The sequence below is a fragment of the Streptomyces purpureus genome, assembly GCF_014648195.1.
GTDB classification, from domain to species: domain Bacteria; phylum Actinomycetota; class Actinomycetes; order Streptomycetales; family Streptomycetaceae; genus Streptomyces; species Streptomyces purpureus.
In genome coordinates, this window is sequence record NZ_BMQQ01000010.1 from 141,047 (window position 1) to 163,745 (window position 22,699).

Below are 22,699 nucleotides of genomic sequence, written 5' to 3' on the forward strand. Positions count from 1 at the left end.
TAACAGAACCAACAATGGATTGTCGACGGAGGAGGCACCGCCATGTCAGGACCCCGCCCCGTACGGGCCCCGCGCGGTACGGAACTGAGCGCCCTGGGATGGCAGCAGGAGGCCGCCCTCCGCATGCTCCAGAACAACCTCGACCCCGAGGTCGCCGAGCACCCCGACAAGCTCGTCGTCTACGGCGGCACCGGCAAGGCCGCCCGCGACTGGCGCTCCTTCGACGCCATGGTCCGCACCCTGCAGACCCTCAAGCAGGACGAGACGATGCTCGTCCAGTCCGGCCGCCCCGTCGGCGTCATGCAGACCCACGAATGGGCGCCGCGCGTCCTGATCGCCAACTCCAACCTCGTGGGCGACTGGGCCAACTGGGAGGAGTTCCGGCGCCTGGAGCAGCTGGGCCTGACCATGTACGGCCAGATGACCGCCGGGTCCTGGATCTACATCGGCACCCAAGGCATCCTCCAGGGCACGTACGAGACCTTCGCCGCCGTCGCCGCGAAGAAGTTCAACGGCACCCTCGCCGGGACGATCACCCTCACCGCCGGCCTCGGCGGCATGGGCGGCGCCCAGCCGCTCGCCGTCACCATGAACGACGGCGTCGCCATCTGCGTCGACTGCGACCCGCGCGCCATCGAGCGTCGGATCGAGCACCGCTACCTCGATGTGAAGGCCGACAGCCTGGAGCACGCCCTCCAGCTCGCCGTCGAGGCCCGCGACGCCCGCCGCCCGCTCTCCATCGGCCTCCTCGGCAACGCCGCCGAGCTGCTGCCCCGCATGCTGGCCGAGAGCGCCCCGATCGACATCGTCACCGACCAGACCTCGGCCCACGACCCGCTGTCGTACCTCCCGATCGGCATCGACTTCGACGACATGGCCGACGCCGCCGCCAAGGACCCGGCGGGCTTCACCACCCGCGCCCGCGAGTCCATGGCCAAGCACGTCGAAGCCATGGTCGGCTTCATGGACGCCGGCGCCGAGGTCTTCGACTACGGCAACTCGATCCGCGGCGAGGCCCAGCTGGCCGGCTACGACCGTGCCTTCGCCTTCCCCGGCTTCGTCCCCGCCTACATCCGCCCCCTCTTCTGCGAGGGCAAGGGCCCCTTCCGCTGGGCGGCCCTCTCCGGCGAGGCCTCCGACATCCACAAGACGGACAAGGCGATCCTCGACCTCTTCCCCGAGAACGAGTCCCTCCACCGCTGGATCAAGATGGCCGGCGAGCGCGTCCACTTCCAGGGCCTGCCCGCCCGGATCTGCTGGCTCGGCTACGGCGAGCGCGACCGCGCCGGCGAGCGCTTCAACGACATGGTGGCCTCCGGCGAGCTGGCCGCGCCGCTCGCCATCGGCCGCGACCACCTCGACTGCGGCTCCGTCGCCTCCCCGTACCGCGAGACCGAGGCCATGCTCGACGGCTCCGACGCGATCGCCGACTGGCCCCTCCTGAACGCCATGGTCAACGTCGCCTCGGGCGCCTCCTGGGTCTCCCTCCACCACGGCGGCGGCGTCGGCATGGGCCGCTCCATCCACGCGGGCCAGGTCACGGTCGCCGACGGCACACCCCTGGCGGGCGAGAAGATCCGCCGCGTCCTGACGAACGACCCGGGCATGGGCGTGATCCGCCACGTGGACGCGGGCTACGACATCGCGGAGTCGGTCGCGGACACCAAGGGCGTCCGCGTCCCGATGCGGGAGGGTGACCAAGCGTGACCGGGGCCGACGACGGGCTTGTGGGCAATCGTTCCGCTGGGCAAGGGGGGCACCTCCCAGGCGAAGCTCTGGGGGCGGGTGGGCGCCGCCCGGCGGAGCCGGGCCCCGGCTTCCACACCATGTGGGCGGAGCTCCAAGAGATCGGTCGGCACCCCGACACCCGCGGCTACCGCCGCTACGCCTGGACCGGCGCCGACGCCGACTGCCGGACCTGGTTCCAGGAGCAGGCCGAGGCCCGCGGGCTGACGTACGAGACCGACCGCAACGGCAACCAGTGGGCCTGGCTCGGCGACCCCGCCCAGGGGGACGCCGTCGTCACCGGCTCGCACCTGGACTCCGTCCCCGACGGCGGCGCCTTCGACGGCCCCCTCGGTGTGGTGTCCGCCTTCGCCGCGCTCGACGAACTCCGCCGCAGGGGAGCGGAGTTCACCCGGCCCCTCGCGCTCACCAACTTCGGAGACGAGGAGGGCGCCCGGTTCGGCCTGGCCTGCGTCGGATCCCGGCTCACCGCCGGACAGCTGACCAAGGACAAGGCGTACGAACTCCGGGACGCCGACGGGATCACCCTCCCGGCGGCGATGGAGGCGGCCGGGTACGACCCGGCCGCCATCGGCCCCGACCCCGAGCGGCTCGCCCGCATCGGCGCCTTCGTCGAACTCCACGTCGAACAGGGCCGCGCGCTCGACCTGAGCGGCGACGCCGTCGGCATCGCGTCCGCGATCTGGCCGCACGGCCGCTGGCGGTACGACTTCCACGGCGAGGCCAACCACGCCGGCACGACCCGGCTCGTCGACCGCCGCGACCCGATGCTGACGTACGCCGAGACCGTCCTCGCCGCCCGGCGCGAGGCCGAACTCGCCGGCGCCGTCGCGACCTTCGGCAAGATCTCCGTCGAGCCGAACGGCGTCAACGCCATTCCCTCCCTGGTCCGTGGCTGGCTCGACTCGCGCGCCGCCGACCAGGCCACCCTCGACACCGTCACCGCCGGCATCGAGGCCGCCGCCCGCGACCACGCGCAGCGCCACGGCGTCGACCTGACCGTCGTCCGGGAGTCCTTCACCCCCGTGATCGAGTTCGAGCACGCCCTGCGCGACGAGCTGAACAAGATCCTCGGCGGGGCCGTCCCCGTGCTCGGCACCGGCGCGGGACACGACGCCGGTATTTTGTCCGGCTCCATCCCCACCGCCATGCTGTTCGTACGTAACCCCACAGGCGTCTCCCACTCCCCGGCCGAGTTCGCCGCCGAGGACGACTGCGTCGCCGGGGTCCTCGCACTCGCCGACGTACTGGAGGGGCTCGCGTGCAGGTGACGTACTGGCTGGAACACGCCTGGCTCGGCACACACGTCGAGCCGGGCGTGACCCTGAAGATCACGGACGGCCGGATCGCCGCCGTACGGACCGGGGCCCAGTCCCCGCCGCCCGGCGCCGAGATCCTGCGCGGCCTGACCATCCCCGGCCTCGCCAACGCCCACAGCCACGCCTTCCACCGCGCCCTCCGCGGCACGGTCCAGGTCGGCTCCGGGACCTTCTGGACCTGGCGCGAGGTCATGTACAAGGTCGCCGCCCGGCTGACCCCGGACTCGTACCACGCGCTCGCCCGCGCCGTGTACGCCGAGATGGCGCTCGCCGGCATCACCAACGTCGGCGAGTTCCACTACCTCCACCACGCCCCCGGCGGCACGCCCTACGCCGACCCCAACGCCATGGGCGAGGCGCTGATCGCGGCGGCCGGCGAGGCCGGCATCCGGATCACCCTGCTCGACACCGCCTATCTCTCCTCGGGCTTCGGCGAACCGCCCACCTCCCACCAGCGGCGCTTCTCCGACGGCACCGCCGACGCGTGGGCCGAGCGGGCCGCCCAGCTCAAGGACCGCGAAGGCGTACGGATCGGCGCCGCCGTCCACTCCGTGCGGGCCATCCCCGCCGACCAGCTGGCCACCGTCGCCCGATGGGCCGAGGACCGCCAGGCCCCGCTGCACGTCCACCTCTCCGAGCAGACCGCCGAGAACGACGCCTGCCACGCCGCCCACGGCCGCACCCCGACCCAGCTCCTCGCCGACCACGGCGTCCTGGGCCCGCGCACCACCGGCGTGCACAACACCCACCTCACCGACGCCGACATCGCCCTGCTCGGCACCACCACCACCGGCACCTGCATGTGCCCCACCACCGAACGCGACCTCGCGGACGGCATCGGGCCGGCGGTCGCCCTCCAGCGGGCCGGATCCCCCCTCTCGCTGGGCAGCGACAGCCACGCCGTCATCGACCTCCTGGAGGAGGCGCGGGCGATGGAGCTCGACGAGCGGCTGCGCTCGCGCACCCGCGGCCACTGGACGGCCGCGGCCCTGCTGCGCGCCGCCACCGCCGACGGTCACGCCGCCCTCGGCCTGCCCGACGCGGGCCGCCTGGAGGCCGGAGCGCTCGCCGACTTCACCACGATCGCACTGGACTCCGTCAGGACAGCGGGACCGCAGCCGCGTCTGGCAGCTGAGACAGCGGTATTCGCCGCGTCGGCGGCAGATGTCCGGCACACCGTCGTGGCCGGTCGCCATGTCGTACGGGACGGGCACCACGCGCTGATCCCGGACGTCCCGCGAGCACTGACGGACTCGATCGCCGCGCTGCACGACTGAAGGAGACGTTCCACACCATGAACAGCGCCCCCGAGACCACGAACACCCCCGCGGCGACGCCCGGCCCCGCGACGGCGAACAGCGCCGTCGCGGCGGCGGCCACCGTCATCACCAACATCGCCAGTCTGGTCACCAACGACCCCTCCCTCGGTGACGGATCCCCTCTCGGCCTGATCCAGGACGCGGCCGTCGTCATCGACGGCGACCGAGTCGTCTGGGTCGGTGAATCAAGCAAAGCACCCGCCACTGACAATCGCGTCGACGCCGGCGGCAGGGCCGTGATCCCCGGCTTCGTCGACTCCCACTCGCACCTCGTCTTCGCGGGCGACCGCACCGCCGAGTTCAACGCCCGCATGTCCGGCCGCGCGTACACAGCGGGCGGTATCCGTACGACGGTCGCGGCCACCCGCGCCGCCACCGACGAGGCGCTGGAGGCCAACCTCACCCGCCACCTGGCCGAGGCCCTGCGCCAGGGCACGACCACGTTCGAGACCAAGTCGGGCTACGGCCTCACCGTCGAGGACGAGGCCCGCGCACTGCGGATCGCGGCCCGCCACACCGAAGAGGTCACGTACCTCGGCGCGCACATCGTCTCCCCGGACTACGCCGACGACCCGGCGGCCTACGTCGCCCTGGTCACCGGCGAGATGCTGGACGCGTGCGCGCCGTACGCCCGCTGGGTCGACGTCTTCTGCGAGAAGGGCGCGTTCGACGGCGACCAGGCCCGGGCGATCCTCACCGCCGGGCAGGCCAAGGGCCTGATCCCGCGCGTCCACGCCAACCAGCTGTCGTACGGGCCCGGTGTCCAGCTCGCCGTCGAGCTCGACGCGGCCAGCGCCGACCACTGCACCCACCTCACCGACGCGGACGTGGACGCCCTGGCGAACGGCCGTACGGTCGCCACGCTGCTCCCCGGCGCCGAGTTCTCCACCCGCGCCGAGTGGCCCGACGCCCGCCGCCTCCTGGACGCGGGCGTGACGGTCGCCCTGTCCACGGACTGCAACCCGGGCTCGTCCTACACCTCGTCCGTCCCCTTCTGCATCGCCCTGGCGGTACGCGACATGCGGATGACCCCCGACGAGGCCCTCTGGTCCGCCACGGCCGGCGGCGCGGCGGCCCTCCGCCGCACGGACATCGGCCACCTGAGCCCGGGCGCCCGCGCGGACCTCACCATCCTGGACGCCCCGTCCCACGTCCACCTCGCGTACCGCCCGGGGGTCCCGCTGGTGAGGGAGGTCTGGCGCAAGGGGGAGCGGGTTTCGTAGCGGGGTCGGGGCGGGCCGGACCCACCAGGAGCTCAGGACCTCCGGCCCGCGCGACCGTCGAAGAGACCATTCCGCCCGATTCGGCAGCGGCGTGCGCAGCACTGTCTCCGACAGGATCGTACGGAAGACAAGCGCGTTGGCCCCTGAGCAGCGCTTGTCGCCTCAAAGGGCGTTTCGTCCTGGCGGACGAGCAGCGGGATCAGGAGGAGGGCAGGCTGCTTCACGCGGTCGACGGTACGGAGCGGGTTGATCGGGCGCTTGAGTACGCGTTCTCGACGTGTGCCGTGGTGTCCCTCTCCGCGAGCCGCGCCCAGGAACTGTCCTGATTCCGCCAGGTGGTCGAGACGAACCGGGCCGGACGGGCCCTCCTGTCCCTTGTGCCTCGGCGATCGGGCCCAGACTCCCGGAGCCGGGACGAGTTGGTTAGCTCTTGTGCCGGGGCGGTCCCGGCTGCTACGGCCGGGGAGGCCGATATCGGTCTCTGCGATGTTTGCGCTTGCGTAGAGGGATGCCGTGCCCGTTAGCGTGTCGCTGAAGGAAGTGGGCACGTCTGGGACATCGGGGGGTGACATGACGTCGGGGCCGCATTCGGAAGCATGGCAGCGGCTGTTCGAGCAGCCCGGGCGGAGCCGGGACGGTTCGACGGCGCCGCGCATGTCGCTGGCATCGGCGGGCGGCGAGGGCGCTCCCGGCGACCTCAAGCACAGCGACGGGCCATGGACGAAGGCGGCGGGTGTCGCGGAGTCGTTGCTGACGAGCATGACGACCGCGAAGCATCGACTGACGGCCGCGCAGTCACTCCGGGAAACGAGGGACTGGCGAGTGTGGGCGTGCTGAAGTCGGTGCTCACCTCCTGGGAGGAGCGAATCGGCGCGGTCAAGGACGAGTGCGGCTCCCCCGCCCCGAACCTGCGTCTCGTCGCCAGGGATTAGGGCGAGCGGGAGATCAGGGTGAAGGCGTCCTTCAGCGGCGTCGGCGGCTCGTCCTCCGCCACGAAGGAGAAGTGACGGCCGTGCTGACGTGGCAGCAGCTGCGGAACCTCAAGCTGACAGAGCTTCAGGACGCGGCCGACGGCTGGGGCGAGGTGAGCAACCGCGCCGACGCGGGACGGGACCGGGTGAGCAACGAGATGACCAACCGGCTCCAGCAGACGCAGAAGGGGGAGGCGGCGTCGGCGGCGCTCGGTCGGCTGAAGCAGTTGGACCGGAACGGAGAGTCAGATCTACTACGGAACTGACCCGGCGCACGAGGAGTTCGGCGCGCGGCGCTTCAAGACCTCGGCCGGGCCCCTGCCGCTGGTCGAGGGCGAGGGGCCGATCGACGCGCATTCGAACTACTTCAACCCGGAAAGAGGCAAGGACCCAGAGTCCGCCGACGCCATCGCGCGGATCATTTCCGGACACGGCCACACGATCACGACTCAGGAGCACCGATGAAGACGCCGCGTATGGTGCTGGCCGTCGCGCTGCTCACGTGGGCGTCGGCGTGCGCTGCGCCGGGGCCGTCGGAGGAACGCGGAGCGAGGAAAAACGTGTCGAGCGAGATCAGCCTGCAGAAAGCCGCGGAGATGGCCGACGCGATCATGCTGGATACCGTTTCGTCGGCGAAGCCGCCGCTGAATTGGGTGCACGACGCGTCAACGGAAAGTGGTTGCGGCGCCCACACCATAGACGGGAAGAAGACGGCTTCGGCCACGCGGCGGGCCGCGGTGATGACCGTGGTGTCGGAAGCGCGACGTGGAAGCCTGCTGGGTGTGGTGGAGCGACAGTGGAAGAAGCGTGGCTACGAGATCACGGGAACGAACTCGGACAAGCAGTTTCCGGCGATCTTCGCGCGGACGTCCGACGACTTTCGGATGAGTGTGGTCGTCGGCGCCAAGGGTCAATTCTTCTTCGAGGTCATCACCCCGTGTTTCGTTGATTCCGAGGTGGAGCCGCCCAAGACCGAGGACAACGGCACGCCCTTCGAGGGTTCCACCGTTCCCTCCCTATCCCTCCGTCCGCTCCGACTTCTGGTCCCTGGACACCCCTGTTTCCTCCACACCCTGACCGGCGGGTGCCGCTGAGGAAGGGCGACGTTGGCTGAGAGTCGCCCCCGACTCCCCCCGCGATCCGCCGCCGCCGCCCTGGACAGGCGGCTACGGACTGCTGAGCCACGTCGATGGATCGAGGCTGAGAGACCCGGTCGGCGGGGCGGGTCACGCCCTGACGTTCTGCTGGCGCAGCTCCTTGACCACGCGGCTCACGGTGGCGAAGTCGTCGTCGACGTGGAGCACGGTCAGGTCGTGGTGTACGGCGGTGGCACACAGCAGCAGGTCGATGGGGCCCGTGGAGCGGTGCTGACCGTGTTGCGTCAGCTTGTACTGAGCCGTCTCGACCCAACGCCAAGCGTTCTTCGGGACGGAAGCGGGACGGCACAGCGTGTCGATGCTCTCGGCGAGTTCGTCCCGATGGGCCGGGCCCGTCGCCGAGTAGAGGAATTCGGCTCGTGTCGGCTCACACAGATGGAACGCGCCCGCGCCGATGTAGGCCTCCCATGCGCTGATGGCCGTCGGCGTGCGGAACAGGTACCACAGCGCCGACGCGTCCAGCAGGTACGAGTTCACGTGCGCCCTGCCCTCCGGGCCTTCTTGGCTGCCTCGTGCGCGGCGGCCGCTTCGTCGAACTCGCCCCGCGCGCCGCGTGCCGCGAGGTCTTCCGCCGCCCTGATGCGCTCGATGCGTTCGACGTACTCGCGAAGGGCCGTGTTCACCGTCTCCTTCTTGGTGCGCGTCCCCATCAGCTTCATGGCGGCCTCCAGGAGTACCTCGTCGAGGTCGATCTGAGTGACGGCCATGGCGTCTCCCGCGATGTTGGTGATGTTTAGCATCAATGTACATCGCCCTTGCAGTCGCGGCAGCGGCCTGGTTCGTCGCTGCGGAAGGCGCGGTCGCAGCCCTCGCAGGTCTGCATGGGGGTCTGCTTGGGGCCCTCCGGCTCCGGCGGGAGCTCCGGCGGCAGCCACTCGCGGAGGCGGTGCTCCAGCAGTCGTCCCGGCCAGCGGATCGTCCCGGCCGGCAGCTCGCCCGCGAGGGTCCGCGCGGCGGCGGACGGGGCGACCCCGCGCTCCAGCCAGCGCTGTACGCCCGGAGCGAGGCGCCGGACGTCGGTCTCGGAGAGCAGCAGGCGGGGATCGAGCTGTCGCAGCCGGGCCAGCAGCGCGGCGGCGGGCTTCAGCTCGTCGGTGAGCTCGGGCACCACCCGGGGCTTGGGTTCGGTGCGCGTCTTGGCGGGCCGCTCGACGGGCCGCGCCGCGGGCGCCTTCACCTGTTCGGCGGCGTGCGGATGTTCGTACCAGCGCGTACGGGTGACAATACGCGCCCCGCCCAGCCGCTCGACCTTCCGCTCCAGATAGCCCGCCGCCTCCAGCTCCCGCAGTGCCTTGGAGATCCGCGCCTCGCCCTCGGGGAAGCGGGCCGTCAGCACCTTTACGCCGATCAGGGCGCCGTCGGGCAGCGACTGGATGTAGACCCCGATCCCGATCGCGCAGGCGGAGAGCTGCCGGTGCTGGGCGAGATGGTTGCCGACGACGGTGAACTTCTCGTCGTGGCGGTGCCGGACGTGGGTGACCCCGGCGACGGACGAACCGCCGCGCGCGGGCGTCCGCGCGCTAAACTGCGCAACAGTCATAGGGAAGCTGTTCTCTTCCTGATGATGAGGCCCTCGACCGGGATGCCAGTCCCGACCGGGGGCCGAAATCTTTTATGGGGCTTGTGAGTTGGCGCGACCGTACCGTGCCAACCAGCCGTTCTGCCACCTTGTCACCCGAACGTGTGAGACGTCTGGTTTGGGTAGGAGTGGTTTCACTCCCGTTCTTTGAAACGGGATGTCGTGGATCGTCGGTTCACACACCACCGGGTCGCAGAAAACCACGACCCACGGCGGTGACGAAGGCGCCCCAGGCGGCCGATTCGAAGATGAGCGCGGGGCCGGCGGGGTTCTTGCTGTCCCGGACGGGGACGAGGGGGAGGTTGTCGGCGACCTCCAGGCAGGCCCCGCCCTCATCGTTGCTGTACGAGCTCTTGCGCCAGGTGAAGGTACTCATATCGACGGCTCGCACTGTGCTTCCTCCAACGTCTGCATGATGAACTTCCTTGAATCCGCCGGGGAAAGGGCCAGATCGCGAGCGCGATCGTAGCGGAGCTGTAAGAGGTCCACATCGGTCGTTCCGTCGATGCGGTTCCCGGAATAGCTGGTCTCCACCCAGGCCACCACACGGCCGTCCGCGAGCCTGAGGAACGTCACGTGGGTGCCGTTCAGCGCGTACAGCCCAGCGGAGTGCGGTACCACCTGGATGGTGACGTTGCGGCGGTCGCCTACCGCGAGGAGATGCTCCAACTGCTCCTGCCATTGCGCCGGATCCGGCAGCGGCGTACGCAGTGTGGTCTCCGACAGGATCGTGCGGAAACCAAGGGCGTTGGGCCCTGACAGCAGCTCTTGCCTTCCGATGCGTGCCTTGACCTGGCGGTCCAGCTCCTCGCCTTCAAGGAGCCCCGTCTCCATCAGAGTGCGCGCGTACGCCTCCGTCTGGAGCAAGCCCGGCAGCACGGAGGCCGCGTAGTGCCAGAGGCTCACCGCCTTCGCCTCCAACGCCATGTACTGGCGGTACTTTTCCCGGAACTGCGTTTGGTCCCCCACCGCCAGCTCCCACAACGCCAGCAACAACCCCGGCGTCCCGTAGTACGTGTCCAGCGCCTGGACCACCTCCGGGCCGCCCACCGTCTCGCCGTTCTCCATCTTGCCGAAGAGCGACCAGTCCCAGCCCAGCGTCTCGCCCAGCCGGCGCAGGCTCTCGCCCCGTTCGGTCCGCAGTAAGCGGAGCTCCTCCGCGAAGCGCTTGCGTGGCTCCTGGCTCCGGCCCGTGATCACCCGTCTCGGTGGCATGGGGGTTCCTCCGTGGAAGGTGTGGAACTACCGGTGCCGGGCGGGGAAGTACAGCCCGTCTCGGTCTTCGTTCCCTGTTCCCCGGGCCATTCTCGTAGCGCCCGGAACGCGCACGGTAGTCGAATTCCGGTGCCTCGCGCTGATGTTGGATGCAAGGAGCGGAACGTATGGCGAGTGAACGACAGTCCGCCCCCGAATGCGGGGACCAGGTCTACGACCCGGTCGCCCGTCGGGTCGGGGAGTACCGGGGTGAGGCGGGGCCGTACGTGATGCTGCGCCCCCTGGGCGGCGGCCTTGAGTGGGAGGCCGACCCCGCGCGGCTCCGCCCGGCCACCTCCGCCGAGCGCCTGAGCGCCGGGGTGAAGGCCGCCAACGAGCGGGCCTCGCGGGCGGCCCGATGAGGCCCGAAGACTTCGATGTCCCCCGCCCGCCGACCCCCACCCCCGGCTGCCCGACCTGCCGCGCCCTCGCCGACCGCCGCGAAACCGCCCGCCTCCGCCGCGACGGCAGCGCGGAAACGGACGCCAACGTCCTCCTCCGCCGCCACCAGCGCTCGGCTCACGGAAACCGCGAACAAAGACAGGCGAGGTGACGGCGTCAGTCATACGATCATGCAGTCTCGCCGTAGGCGCGAATCGGGAGGGGAAACAGGGTGGGGAAAGCAGAAAGAAGGAGCGGCAGAGTCGCGACCGCGGTTGCCGTGTCGTGCGCAGCCGTGGTCGGCCTGGTCGTCATGCCCGCGGGGGTGGCGACGGCCAAGCCGATTGCCACGCCTGCGGATTTCAACGGGGACGGGTTCGCCGACCTGGTCATCCCCGCGCCGGCGGCCAAGGTCGGCAAGGCGGAAGGCGCGGGAGCGGTCGTCGTCATGTACGGAGCCCCGCAGGGGGTTTCCGTCACGCGTAAGGCCGTCATCACGCAGAACACCGCCGGCGTGCCCGACACCGCCGAGGCCGAGGACCTCTTCGGTTCTTCGACGGCCTATGCCGACCTGGACAAGGACGGCTTCAGCGACCTGATCGTCGGTACGCCCGACGAGGACCTCACCGGAGCCGTGGACGCCGGTCTGGTCACCGTGCTCTGGGGCGGCAGGAGCGGCCTCGCAGCGGCGAGCACGCTCCCCGTTCCGAAGGTCACGCGCGGGCGGTACGGCCTGGATGTCGCCGCGGTGCCGGACAGCGGGGGTCCGCGGGTGCTGGTCGGCGGTTACGACGGGGCGATGGAGTTCAGTGGCACCTTCAAGCGGAACGGTTCGGTCAGCACAAAGGCGCGTATCGACTTCGGACCCTCAGTCGCCGTCGCCGACTTCGCGGACACCAACCGCGACGGGAGGGCGGAACGGATCACCACCACCGTCCGGCTCGGTGGCCGCACGGGGGGCCTCGTCTACGTCGACCCCGATTGGGACCGACCTCACCTGCCCCTCGACGGCACCACCACGGCCGTCGGGGATGTGAACGGGGACGGCTACCAGGACCTTGTCATCGGAGATCCCGACGAACCGGCCGGCGGCACCAACGCCCACCTGGGCGGTGAGATCAGCCTCTGGTACGGCGGCCGGGACGGTCTCACGGCGGTGTCCGCGCGCATCAGCCAGGACTCGGCCGGTGTCGTCGGTACGTCGGCGAGGTACAACGCGTTCGGCGCCGCGGTCGCCGTCGCCGACCTGAACCGGGACGGGCTGGGCGACATCGTCGTCGGTGTGCCTGGCCAGGCGGTGAGCGGCAAGGCCAACGCGGGCGCCGTCGTCGTCATCCCGGGGAGGAAGACCGGTACCCCGGGCGCGGGCTCGTACCAGCTCACTCAGGACACCGCGTCGGTGCCCGGGGTGTCGGAGCCTGGCGACGGGTTCGGTCACACACTGGCGGTCGGCGACGTGAAGGTCGACGGTCGTCCCGATCTGATCGTCGGCGCGGAGGGCGAGGACAGCTTCCGCGGCGGACTGTGGGTCCTGCCCGGCTCCGCCACCGGACCCACCGGCACCGGCAGCGTGCGACTGACCGCCGGGGCGCTCGGAGTGACCGGGACCCTCCCGCGGGTTGGCGGCGTTCTGCCCTTCTGAGCCCTGCCGGGCCGCGGGCCCTGCCGGGTGGCGTGCGCCCCGCCGCCGTCCGGGCCTCGCCCCTCGCGGGTCCCGTCCCTTGCCGGACATGACCGGCGGCCTACCCGCCGGTCATGTCCCATTGGTCTCAGGATCACCCCCCATCACCCGCGTGCCCACTCCTTCACGGGTAGGTCACAGAATCGACGGGTTCCCCTATCATCGAATGATTTCGGCCGGTACCGTCCTGTAGCGGCAAGACTCAGGGGGAGACCGGGGGGTCCGAGTTGAGCGCTGTGCGAATTCGTGTCGTCATGCCCGGGGAGCTGAGCGACAGGGAGACAGAAGCCTGGCGGGAGCTGCGGGCCAAGTCCGGGGCGCCCGCGAATCCGTTCATGGAGCCGGAGTTCACCCGCGCCGTCGCCGCCGTGCGGCCGCGCGCGCGGGTGGCTGTGCTGTGGGAGGACGGGGAGCCCGTCGGGTTCTTTCCGTACGAGAGGGGGGCGCTCGGGCACGGGCGGGCCATAGGGCTCGGGGTGTCCGACTGCCAAGGGGTCGTCCTGCGGCCGGGGCTGCGGACCTCGGCGCGGGCGCTGCTGCGGGCCTGCGCCCTCGCCGCCTGGGAGTTCGACAACCTGGAGGCCGGGCAGAGCACCTTCACGCCGCTCGCCGCCGAGCAGGTCGCCTCGCCCGTCATCGACGTAGGGGAGGGATACGCGGCGTACGAGAGCCTGCTGCGCGCCCAGTCGCCCAAGTTCCTGCGCACCACCCTCGCCAAGGAGCGCAAGCTGGCCCGCCTGGGTGGCGGCGAGGTGCGGTTCGTCTTCGACGAACGGGACCCGAAGGTGCTCGCCACCCTCATGGAGTGGAAGTCCGCGCAGTACCGCAGGACCGGCCGCCGCGACCGGTTCGCCAAGGAGTGGATCACCACCCTCGTCCGGCGGCTGCACGAGCTGCGCGCGCCCGGCTGCTCCGGCGTGCTGTCCGTGCTGTACGTCGGCGACCGGCCGATCGCCGCCCACTTCGGGCTGCGCTCGGCGACCGTACTGTCCTGCTGGTTCCCGGCGTACGACCCGGACTACGCCAAGTTCTCGCCCGGCCTCATCCTGCATCTGCGGATGGCGGAGGCGGCGGCCGCCGCCGGGATCGGGATGCTCGACCTCGGGCGGGGCGACGCCGAGTACAAGGACGCGCTCAAGACCGGGGAGCTGCGCGTCTACGAGGGGTCGGCGGTCCGGCCCGGGATAAGGGCCGGGCTGTACTGGCTCAGCCGCGAGCCCGCCCGCCGCACCCACAGCTTCGTCCGCAGCAGGCCCAGGCTCGCCGGCTACGGACGCCAGGCGCTCAACCGCATCGGCCGCATCCGGGGCATCTGACCGGCCACGTAGGGCAGTTCTGTCGCGCAAGCCAGTTCTGGGGGGAACGCATGAAGAGCATGCACGTCGTCGAGATCGACCTCGACGCGCCCGACGGCGGGATCATCGCCTTCCGGGCCGGGCCCGGCGGCCCGCCCGTCGACGCGGAGACCGCCGGGGACCTCTACGCCCTCGTCCGCCTGCGCGGCCGGCCCGCCGCTACCGTCGTCGGCCACGTACCGGCCGGTGAGGACGCCGCCGCCGTCCTCGCCGCCCTCGCCCGTGAGCGTCTGCGGGCCGCGCCGCCGCCCGTGCCGGAGGCCCGCGGCGACCTGCCCCGTACCAGCGTTGTCGTCGCCACCCGCGAACGCGCCGACCAGCTCGCCCGGGCCCTGGACTCGCTCCTCGACCAGGACCATCCCGACTACGAGATCGTCGTCGTCGACAACGCGCCCCTCACCGGCGCCACAGAAGAGCTTGTGACCCGTAAGTACCAGGGCCGCGTCCGGTACGTACGGGAGGACGTGCCCGGTCTCGCCGTCGCCCACAACCGCGGGCTGGCCGTCGCCGACGGCGCCGTCATCGCCTTCACCGACGACGACGTCGTCGCCGACCCGCAGTGGCTGACCGCGCTCACCGCGCCCTTCGCCCAGGACCCCCGGCTCGGCTGCGTCACCGGCCTGATCCTGCCCGCCCGGCTCACCACCCCGGCGCAGATCCTGCTCGAAAGCCACGGCGGCTTCGCCAAGGGCTTCGCGCCCCGCCACTACGACCCCGCCCGGCCACCCGCCGACGAGCCGCTGTTCCCCTTCACGGCCGGCAGCTTCGGCTCCGGCGCCAACATGGCCTTCCGTACCACCGCACTGCGGGCCGTCGGCGGCTTCGACCCCGCCACCGGCACCGGCACCCCCGCCAAGGGCGGCGACGACCTGTACGCCTTCGTCGCCGTCCTCGCCGCCGGGTTCCGGCTGCGGTACACCCCCGACGCCCTGGTCTGGCACCACCACCGCGAGACCTGGCAGGACCTGCGCAACCAGGCCTACGGCTACGGCGCCGGACTCACCGCGTACCTCACCGCCCTGCTCGTACGCCGCCCGGCGCTGCTGCCCGCGCTGCTCGCCCGGCTCCCACGCGGGCTCGTCCACGCTCGGAACATGACCGCGCGGCGCGAGGGCACCCCCCACGTCCCAGGCACGCACGCCGAGCAGCACCCGTGGCCGCGCAGCCTGTCGCGGCTGGAGCGGCGCGGCATGCTGTACGGCCCCCTCGGGTATGCCAAGGCCCGCCTGCGCACGTGCCGCACCAGAAGCTGCCTGGAGGCGCGATGACTCCTCGTACCCCAGCGCCCCGCATTCCCGTGCTCCTCTACCACGCCGTGATGGAGGACCCACCGGACTGGATCGCCGAATTCACCGTCACACCAAGGCAGTTCGAGGCACAGCTCGACGCGATCGTGGCCAGCGGGCGCACCGCCGTGCCCATCAGCGTCCTCGCCGACCACCTGGCGGGCAGGGGCGACCTGCCCGAGCGGCCGGTGGTACTGACCTTCGACGACGGCTTCGCCGACCTTCCCGGCCCGACCGCCGAGGCGCTCGCCTCCCGCTCCCTGCCCGCCACCGCCTATCTGACGACCGGCGCGATCACTCCGGGCCGGGCCTGCCTTCTGCCGCCCGCGCCGATGATGGCGCTGGGGCAGGCGCCGCTGCTGGAGCAGTACGGCCTGGAGGTCGGCGGTCACACCGTCACCCATCCGCAGCTCGACACCCTGTCCGCCGGGGCCGTACGCCGTGAATTACGGGAATCCAAGGCGATGCTGGAGGACGTCCTCGGGCACGAGGTGGAGCATCTTGCCTATCCGCACGGCTACAACAGCCGGGCCGTGCGACGGGCCGCCCTCGATGCCGGATACGCCTCAGCGGTCGCCGTACGCCACGCCCTGAGCTCCCGGCGCGACGAGCCCTACCGCATCGCCCGGCTCATCCTGCGCCGCACCCACACCGTCGCCGACATCGAGACCTGGATGGAGGGGCGCGGCGCGAAGGCCGCGCCGTACCCCGACTCGCTGCCGACCGTCGGCTGGCGGCTCTACCGGCGGACGCGCGCGCTGGTGCGCGGAGTGGAGTTCGCGGGGTGATGAAGCGCGGGGTGGTGAAGCGCGTGTCGGAGGGGTTCGAGGGCCGGGCGCTGGTGAGCGGTGGGTCGGTGAGCGGTGGGTCGGTGAACAGCGCGCCGGCGGGCAGCGGGTCGGCGACGAGCGTGCCGCCGGGGCCCGCCCCGCACGGCGGCGGCACGCCTCCGCCACACGTGCGGCGTACCGCTGTGCCCGACCTCGCCTGGCTTCCGCCGGCCCTGCTGCTGCTCGGCCTCGGCCTGTGGGCGTACGCCCTGCCCCGGATCGACTTCCGCACCATGGACGACTACGGGCTCCTCGACCGGCTGCCCGCCGCCTTCTACGCCTCCCTGCTCGTCCTCACCGCCGGGTTCCTGGTGTCGCTGCGGCGCGCCGGGACCTCGCCGGGCTGGCCGCTCGCCCACTGCGTCGCGCTGCTCGTCGCGCTCAAGGCGCCCCCGGCCGTGCTGTACGACTCCGTGCGCTACCCGTGGGCGTCCAAGCACGACGCCGTCGTCAACACCATGCTCGGGGTCGGCGAGTTGCGGCCGAACGCGGCCCTGTCCGGGAACATGTCGGCCTACGACCAGTGGCCGGGCTTCTTCACGCTGAACGCCGCGCTCGTCCGCGCCTTCGGCGTCGAGTCCACCGCCGTCTACCTCAACTGGGCGCCGATCGTCCTCGGCCTGATCACGCTGCCCGTGCTCGTACTGATCTACCGCACCTTCACCGAGGACTGGCGGCTGGTGTGGACGGCCGTCTGGATCTTCCAGCTCGCCAACTGGGTGGGCCAGGACTATCTGGCGCCGCAGGGCTTCGCGTACGTCCTGCACCTGAGCGTACTCGCGGTCGTGCTGCGGCACTTCGTACGGCCCGGCTCGGCGGGGCGGCTGCGCGACCGGGCGTATCTCGACCCGGCCGCGGCCGCCGTGCCGCCGCCGACCGGGCCGCGGCAGCGCGCGGTCTGCGTGCTGATCCTCGCCCCGCTGATCGCCGCGATCAACGCCGCCCACCAGCTCACACCGGTCATGCTCTGTGCCGCACTCTTCGTCCTCAGCCTCACCCGCCGCTACCGCAACTACGGTCTCCTGGTCGTCTCCGGGCTGCTGATGCTCACCTGGGACCTGACGATGGGGCGGCCGCTGTTCCTGGAGACCCTCGGCACGCTGCGCGAGTCGATCGGCGAGCTGACCGAGAACTCCCGCGCCGGGTACGCCGGCCAGCTCACGGGACCCGGCCCCGAGCTGGCCGGCCGGGCCAACATCGCCATGGTCCTCGCCGTCGTCGCGCTCGCCGGGATCGCCGTGCTCGGCCGCCGCCGGCTGACCCGTAGCGCGCTGCCGCTGCTGCTGGTCTCGATCGCCCCGGTCCCGCTCTTCGCGGTCAACGACTACGGCGGCGAAATGCTCTTCCGGGTCTACCTCTTCGGGCTGCCCGGCGCCGCGTTCTTCGCCGCGGCGGCGCTGGTGCCCGCCACCGCCGGCGCCCACCGCAGCCGCGGCGGCCTCGCCCGGCGCCGGACCGCGGCCGTCGCCCTGCCGGTCGTCATCGTCGCCCTGGCGGCCGGTTTCCTGCCCTCGTACTACGGCAAGGAGACGATGTACTACACCCCGCCCGCCGAGACGGAGCTGGTCACCCGCGCCATCGACCGGCTGCCCAAGGACGGTCTGATCCTCGCCACCTCCGGCTCCTTCCCGCAGGCGCTGCACCGCTACGACCAGGTCGAGCACTGGTTCTTCGCCGAGCAGGAGCTGCCCGAGAACGAGAAGATGCTCGTCGACCCGGCGCGGTATCTCGCCGACGGGATCCCGCCCGGCACCACCGCCCATGTCGTCCTCACCCGCACCCAGGACATCTACACGGCGGGCGAGGGCCTGCTACCGCCGGGCGGCTTCGCGACCCTGCGCGCCCGGTTGAAGGCCTCCCCGCTCTTCACGACCGTCGAGGAACACCCGTACGGGATCGTCCTCGCGTACACCCCGGCGCCGGCGGCGTCCCGCCCGGCCCCAGCCACCCCAGCTACCTCAGCGCCGGGCGCGGCCCCGGCGACCCGCGCAGCCCCAGCGCCCCGCGCGGCCTCGGTCACGTCAGCATCCCGCGTGGCCTCAGCGGCCGCAGCGACCCGTTCAACCCCAGCCACCCCAGCCACCCCAGTGGCCCCCGCAGCCCCAGCGACCTCAGGCGGTACACCGTGAACCTCGCCCAGAACCGGATCAGAGGAGCCGTCGCCGTCTCCGGCTGGGTGGCCCTCGCGGCGAGCCTGCTGCCCGGCGGCTCGCCCCTGCGCTGGCTGCCCGTGCTGCTCTTCGTCTGCTTCGGACCCGGCCTCGCCCTGCTTCATCCCCAGCCGCACGGGCTGCGCCCCGGCGCCCGTCTGGAGGCGTTCGCGCTGGCCGCGCCGATCAGCCTCTCCCTCGCCACGCTCACCGCCACCTCCCTCTTCCTGGTCGAGTCGTTCTCCGCGACCGCGTTCCTCGTTCCGCTCGCCGCCTTCGCCACCGTCGTCGCCCTGATGCCCGGCCTGCCGCTGCCCGCCGCCACCCGCGGCGCGGTGGAGCGCACCCGCGTCAAACGCCCGTCCGGCGGTGGCCGATGAGCGGACGCCACGCCCCGCGCCGACGGCTGCCATCCCGCCTGTCGTCCCGGTTTCCGTACCGGCCGGCGTACACCGCCGCCGTGCTGATCGCCGTCGCCGCACTGATCGCCGGGCTCGGCCTGTGGGCCACCAGCTCGGGCGGAGAGGGGGACGACGCCCGCCCCGCGGCGGGCGAGTTGCCCCGCAACGCCGTCTCCGGGGAGCCGCCCGAGGGACCCTGCGCCCCGGACGCCAAACTCGTGCCGCCGTGCGGGGCCTGGTGGGGCGCGTACATCCCGTACGACGGAGACGGCTCGCTCACCGAGCCCGTGTACGCCTTCGAGAAGAAGATCGGCCGCCGGCTGGACCTCGTCTACACGTACCACGACATGTCCGGCAACGAGCTCGACGGAACGCTCCTCACCCCCGACGAGCAGGTCCTCGGCCGGGACCGGATGCTGATGCTGGCCTGGGAGTCCACGGTGTGGAAGGAGCCGCACCACGCCGGGTACACCGAGACCCAGCTCGGCTGGAAGAACATCGCCTCCGGGCGGTACGACACGGAGATCCTCGACCCGCAGATCCGCCGCATCAAGGCGTACGGCAAACGGGTCTTCCTCTCCTTCGACCAGGAGGTCGACGCCCGGATCAAGGAGGGCGCGGGCACCCCGGCCGAGTACGTCGCCGCCTACCGCCACCTCCACGACCGGTTCAAGCGGATCGGCGCCGACAACGTGGTGTGGGTGTGGACGGTGTCCGGTTATCTCGGCAGCGCGGAGCTGATGAAACAGCTCTACCCCGGGGACGCGTACGTCGACTGGATCGGCATGGACCAGTACAACTACTTCGTCTGCCACGACACCACCGACTGGAAGGACTTCGACCGCAGCCAGCGGCCCACGTACGACTGGCTGCTGGCCAACGTCTCGGCGACGAAACCGGTGATGATGGCGGAGTTCGCGACCGTCCCGGACCCGGCGGACGCCGACCGGCAGCGCGACTGGTACACCGCCATCCCGGAGGTGGTCCGGACCCTGCCGAAGGCCCGGGCGCTGGTCCACTGGAACCGCTCGGTCCCCGGCCGCGGCTGCGACCTGACCGTCAACAGCGGCCCGGGACTGGAGGGCTACCGCACCGCCGGACAGGACCGGTATTTCGCGCAGCCCGTCCCCAACCGCTAGGGGTAGATCTGGTCCGAAACCAGGGCGTAGTCGTAGTACAGCGGGGCGCCGGTCTTGGGATCTTTGGGATATTCGTAGCTGCTCGCGTTGGCGAGGATGAGTTTGAGGTCCGGTACGGCGTCGAAGCCGATGCCGTCGTAGTCGAGGGGGTGGCCCTGCTCTTCCAGGTGCTGCCTCAGGCGGCGCTTGGGGGTGCGGAAGATGTCAGTCCCTTCGAGTGTGATGCGGACATCCGCGTCCTCATCGCGAAAACGCCAGGCTTCCACGCTGTTGAGCGTTTCGTTCTCGCGGAAGATGAGCACAACCTCGAACTTGAACTGCTCATGCGCGACAACGTACTTGCCAGGAGGTCGCTCCCCGGCCGGGCTGTGCTTGACCGCGCCCCATTCTGGGACGGCTGCCATGGCTTCGTCGAAGGTCATGCCGATACGGAACGGTCCGAGTCCGACGTGCGGCAGGACTTCGATTTCCATCATTGCTCCTTGTTGAGTCACTGCAGGAGTGCATCCCCGTCGATGTTCCAGCCCCTCTTGTTGAGCATCGCTTGGAGGGGCTTGTTGTTCTTCAGACTGGCAACCATATCTTCGATGTGCTGGTCGTACGTCCCGGGGAATTTATGCTTGATGTCGTCGATGTCCATTCGCATCGCCTCCGTGACGCGTCCCTGGCTGACCAGTTCCCGCTGCCACATCTGCCAGGCCTGTGCCTGGAGATCGAATCCTGTGCTTCGTAGTTGCCGGTGGTGGTCGTACTCCATTCGAATCGCGGGCCCTCGACGCACTTCTTGTTCGTCGTGCGGCTTTCCCGCTCGGTAGAAGCCCGGGTCCGTGATGTCCTTCCAAGCCGACTTGGGAGGTATGTGGTTGATCTCCATGTCGACAGGGGTACGGCGAAGGCCGTTGTCCTTGAGGTTGGACGGCTTGAGGCCGGCGTACCATCCGCCGCTCTCGGTGCAGCCCTTGGCGATCAGTCCCTCGGGGTCCATCCGCGTGTGCGGATTGGTGACGTAGGCGGCCGGATTGGGGGACGGACCCAGTCCCAGAGGGTCGCCCGAGATGTATCTGGCTGTCTCGGGGTCGTAGTGACGATGGTAGTTGTAGTGCAGCCCGGTCTCGGGGTCGTCGTACTGGCCCGGGAAGCGCAGCGGGGTGTAGGCCTGGGCGTTGCGGTGCCAGGAGGTGACTCCCCACAGTGTGGAGCGCTTGTGCCAGGCGATCTCGCCGGTTTCGTCCACGAGCTCGGTCGGAGCACCGATGAGATCGGTGACGATCGCGAAGAAGCGGCGGTCGACTTCCGGCTGGTCCGTGCCCGAGCCGAGTCTGCGTTCGAGCTGGGACAGAGGGCGATAGCCCTCGTAGTCCCAAGTGAGGGTGAGGCCGGTTGCGGGGTCTGTCTGCTCGGCCAGGCGGCTGCCGTCCCAGCTGAAGTGGACGGTGGCCAATACGGTCAGCCCGTCGTCCGCCACCTGCTGTTTGGAGGTGCGGCGGCCGAGCGGGTCGTAGGTGTATCGCCACGTTGTGCCGTCCGGAGTGATACAGAATGAGAGGCGATCCTCGGCGTCCCATATGTACCGCCAGGTATCGGGTTTCTTGGACAGCCGTGCCTTTTGCCGGAGTACGACGCGTCCCGCAGAGTCGTACTCGTAGCGGACTTGGCCCGCGCTGATCAACCGTGTGCCTTGATAGGTGCGGGCGCCGCGGCTCTCAGCGCGTTGCGCGGTCTCGGGCCAATCCGCCTGGGTCTGGTTGCCGACGGCGTCGTAGGCGTAGGTTTCCGACCAGTCTGTGGCAGTGACGCTCAAAGGGCGCCCTGTCGGGTCGAGGTCGATGTGCGTTTGCAGGCCAGCGGGTTCTTCCGTGGTGGCGCTGAGGAAACCGTCGCTTCGATAGCTGTAGCTGCGCGAGCGCAGCGTCCGCATGGGGGTGGAGAGGGACTGGGAGGTCAGGCGTCCGGTGTCGCTCCAGCTGGATGCGAGGGTGACGAGGGCGTGGGCTGGGCCGAAGGTGCGCAGAAGTTCGTGGCCCAGTGCATCGCGGGTGAAATCCAGAGTGTGGCCGCTGTTGGAGACATGGATGCGATTGCCCACAGCGTCGTAGGCGAAGTTGGTGACAGCGCCGGTGGGTGTCGTGCGGGAGCTGAGCTGGCCATCGGGATCGTAGCCGTAGCGCATGGTGCGGCCATCGACCGTTTCCGACACGAGCCGTCCCATCGCGTCCCGCTCGAAGGTGATGGTCGAGTTCTCCGAGGCGGCCTTGGTCAGCCGGTCAGCGGCGTCGTAGAAGTAGTGCGTCACGGCGCCGTCGGCGTCTTTGGAGACAGTGTTGCCGATGGCGTCGAAGGTCATGGATAGGCGCTGGCCAAGCGGAGTGGTCCGTGTGGTGAGCCGACCGGTGGCGTCGTACTCGTAGGTGGAGGTACGGCCGTCGAAGTCGGACTCCGAGGTGAGCAGGCCCGATGGGCCGTACTCGTATGTCCAGGTCAGTCCTTGGGGGCTGTGGACCTCGGTTAGACGCAGTTCGGTGTCGTAGGTGAAGTCGTAGCGTGTCCCATCAGCGCCGGTACGTGCGCTCAGCTGATCGAACCACGTGTACTCGAAGCGTGCTGTCGCGCCGCAGGTATCGGTGTACGAGAGGCAGTTCCCCTCGTCGTCCCAAGTCCACGAGTCCGTCGCTCCGTCTGGTTGCGTGCGACGTGAGAGCCAGCCCTCCGGAGTCCATTGGAGTCGCGTGACTGCTCCCGCGGGATCGGTGCACTCGACCGGCCGGCCGAAGGCGTCGCGCTTGACCGCATAGGTGTTGCCTTGGCTGTCGGTGACCGAGAGAGCGACGCCCGCCGGATCGTTGACGCGGTGTTCCATGGCGCCGTTGGGATGGGTGGCTGTCACCAGCGCCCCTGCCGCGTCGTAGGT

Annotated in this window: 21 protein-coding genes and 1 pseudogene; 14 read left to right on the plus strand and 8 right to left on the minus strand. The window is 70.7% G+C overall.

Annotated features, from left to right (window positions below):
- Positions 1-42 precede the first annotated feature (42 nt).
- From hutU to IEZ01_RS15385, 6 genes are all read left to right on the plus strand, one after another.
- Positions 43-1,707, plus strand: coding sequence for a urocanate hydratase (hutU, locus tag IEZ01_RS15360; RefSeq protein WP_189202122.1), 1,665 nt, complete (start codon positions 43-45; stop codon positions 1,705-1,707).
- A gap of 119 nt (positions 1,708-1,826) precedes the next feature.
- Positions 1,827-3,017, plus strand: a complete 1,191-nt coding sequence (locus IEZ01_RS15365; RefSeq protein WP_019886922.1) for an allantoate amidohydrolase — start codon at positions 1,827-1,829, stop codon at positions 3,015-3,017.
- The gene (locus tag IEZ01_RS15370) at positions 3,008-4,342 is read left to right on the plus strand and encodes a formimidoylglutamate deiminase (RefSeq protein ID WP_189202124.1); all 1,335 of its coding nucleotides are present in this window, start codon (positions 3,008-3,010) and stop codon (positions 4,340-4,342) included. Before IEZ01_RS15365 ends, IEZ01_RS15370 begins: the two co-directional genes overlap by 10 nt.
- A 17-nt stretch (positions 4,343-4,359) precedes the next feature.
- Positions 4,360-5,607, plus strand: coding sequence for an imidazolonepropionase (gene hutI / locus IEZ01_RS15375; RefSeq protein WP_189202127.1), 1,248 nt, complete (start codon positions 4,360-4,362; stop codon positions 5,605-5,607).
- A 1,003-nt stretch (positions 5,608-6,610) separates the two neighbouring features.
- On the plus strand, positions 6,611-6,844 hold the full coding sequence (locus IEZ01_RS15380; RefSeq protein WP_019886917.1) for a hypothetical protein: 234 nt from the start codon (positions 6,611-6,613) through the stop codon (positions 6,842-6,844).
- A gap of 195 nt (positions 6,845-7,039) precedes the next feature.
- Positions 7,040-7,672: a hypothetical protein gene (locus tag IEZ01_RS15385; protein ID WP_189202129.1), complete on the plus strand. Its 633-nt coding sequence runs from the start codon at positions 7,040-7,042 to the stop codon at positions 7,670-7,672.
- Positions 7,673-7,804: 132 nt separating this feature from the next.
- Here the strand turns inward: IEZ01_RS15385 and IEZ01_RS15390 are convergent, their stop codons facing one another.
- The 5 genes from IEZ01_RS15390 to IEZ01_RS15410 all read right to left on the minus strand — a co-directional run bounded on the left by IEZ01_RS15390 (position 7,805) and on the right by IEZ01_RS15410 (position 10,529).
- On the minus strand, positions 7,805-8,212 hold the full coding sequence (locus tag IEZ01_RS15390; protein WP_019886915.1) for a PIN domain-containing protein: 408 nt from the start codon (positions 8,210-8,212) through the stop codon (positions 7,805-7,807).
- Positions 8,209-8,442, minus strand: a complete 234-nt coding sequence (locus IEZ01_RS15395) for a type II toxin-antitoxin system VapB family antitoxin (RefSeq protein WP_028797611.1) — start codon at positions 8,440-8,442, stop codon at positions 8,209-8,211. Before IEZ01_RS15395 ends, IEZ01_RS15390 begins: the two co-directional genes overlap by 4 nt.
- 32 nt (positions 8,443-8,474) lie before the next feature.
- Complete coding sequence (locus tag IEZ01_RS15400; RefSeq protein ID WP_189202131.1) at positions 8,475-9,275, minus strand: helix-turn-helix domain-containing protein; 801 nt, start codon at positions 9,273-9,275, stop codon at positions 8,475-8,477.
- A 214-nt stretch (positions 9,276-9,489) separates the two neighbouring features.
- Positions 9,490-9,690: a DUF397 domain-containing protein gene (locus tag IEZ01_RS15405; RefSeq protein ID WP_019886911.1), complete on the minus strand. Its 201-nt coding sequence runs from the start codon at positions 9,688-9,690 to the stop codon at positions 9,490-9,492.
- A complete protein-coding gene (locus IEZ01_RS15410; RefSeq protein WP_189202133.1) occupies positions 9,687-10,529 on the minus strand; it encodes a helix-turn-helix domain-containing protein in 843 nt (280 codons plus the stop codon). Before IEZ01_RS15410 ends, IEZ01_RS15405 begins: the two co-directional genes overlap by 4 nt.
- Positions 10,530-10,696: 167 nt before the next feature.
- On the opposite strand from IEZ01_RS15410, the gene IEZ01_RS15415 reads away from it, so the two are divergent.
- From IEZ01_RS15415 to IEZ01_RS15450, 8 genes are all read left to right on the plus strand, one after another.
- Entirely contained in the window at positions 10,697-10,930 is a 234-nt protein-coding gene (locus IEZ01_RS15415) for a hypothetical protein (protein ID WP_189202135.1), read from the plus strand.
- Between the two features lie 299 nt (positions 10,931-11,229).
- Positions 11,230-12,591, plus strand: a complete 1,362-nt coding sequence (locus IEZ01_RS15420; RefSeq protein ID WP_229832970.1) for an FG-GAP-like repeat-containing protein — start codon at positions 11,230-11,232, stop codon at positions 12,589-12,591.
- A gap of 293 nt (positions 12,592-12,884) precedes the next feature.
- Positions 12,885-13,946, plus strand: a complete 1,062-nt coding sequence (locus IEZ01_RS15425) for a GNAT family N-acetyltransferase (protein WP_189202199.1) — start codon at positions 12,885-12,887, stop codon at positions 13,944-13,946.
- Positions 13,947-14,005: 59 nt separating this feature from the next.
- A complete protein-coding gene (locus tag IEZ01_RS15430) occupies positions 14,006-15,253 on the plus strand; it encodes a glycosyltransferase family 2 protein (protein WP_373287618.1) in 1,248 nt (415 codons plus the stop codon).
- A complete protein-coding gene (locus IEZ01_RS15435) occupies positions 15,250-16,059 on the plus strand; it encodes a polysaccharide deacetylase family protein (RefSeq protein ID WP_229832972.1) in 810 nt (269 codons plus the stop codon). The genes IEZ01_RS15430 and IEZ01_RS15435 overlap by 4 nt, the downstream gene beginning before the upstream one ends.
- Positions 16,059-18,230, plus strand: a complete 2,172-nt coding sequence (locus IEZ01_RS15440; RefSeq protein WP_189202139.1) for a hypothetical protein — start codon at positions 16,059-16,061, stop codon at positions 18,228-18,230. The genes IEZ01_RS15435 and IEZ01_RS15440 overlap by 1 nt, the downstream gene beginning before the upstream one ends.
- Positions 18,227-18,631 (plus strand): hypothetical protein, encoded by a 405-nt coding sequence (locus IEZ01_RS15445; RefSeq protein WP_019886902.1) that lies wholly within the window; start codon positions 18,227-18,229, stop codon positions 18,629-18,631. The genes IEZ01_RS15440 and IEZ01_RS15445 overlap by 4 nt, the downstream gene beginning before the upstream one ends.
- Positions 18,628-19,791, plus strand: coding sequence for a glycoside hydrolase family 26 protein (locus tag IEZ01_RS15450; RefSeq protein WP_019886901.1), 1,164 nt, complete (start codon positions 18,628-18,630; stop codon positions 19,789-19,791). Before IEZ01_RS15445 ends, IEZ01_RS15450 begins: the two co-directional genes overlap by 4 nt.
- Here IEZ01_RS15450 and IEZ01_RS15455 read toward each other — a convergent pair.
- From IEZ01_RS15455 to IEZ01_RS36260, 3 genes and pseudogenes are all read right to left on the minus strand, one after another.
- Entirely contained in the window at positions 19,788-20,267 is a 480-nt protein-coding gene (locus IEZ01_RS15455; RefSeq protein ID WP_019886900.1) for a hypothetical protein, read from the minus strand. The genes IEZ01_RS15450 and IEZ01_RS15455 overlap by 4 nt on opposite strands.
- A gap of 14 nt (positions 20,268-20,281) precedes the next feature.
- Positions 20,282-22,135, minus strand: coding sequence for an RHS repeat-associated core domain-containing protein (locus tag IEZ01_RS36055; RefSeq protein WP_373287619.1), 1,854 nt, complete (start codon positions 22,133-22,135; stop codon positions 20,282-20,284).
- Positions 22,127-22,648 (minus strand): annotated as a pseudogene (locus IEZ01_RS36260) (type IV secretion protein Rhs); the annotation flags it as partial. The pseudogene IEZ01_RS36260 and the gene IEZ01_RS36055, both read right to left, overlap by 9 nt.
- Positions 22,649-22,699: the final 51 nt, after the last annotated feature.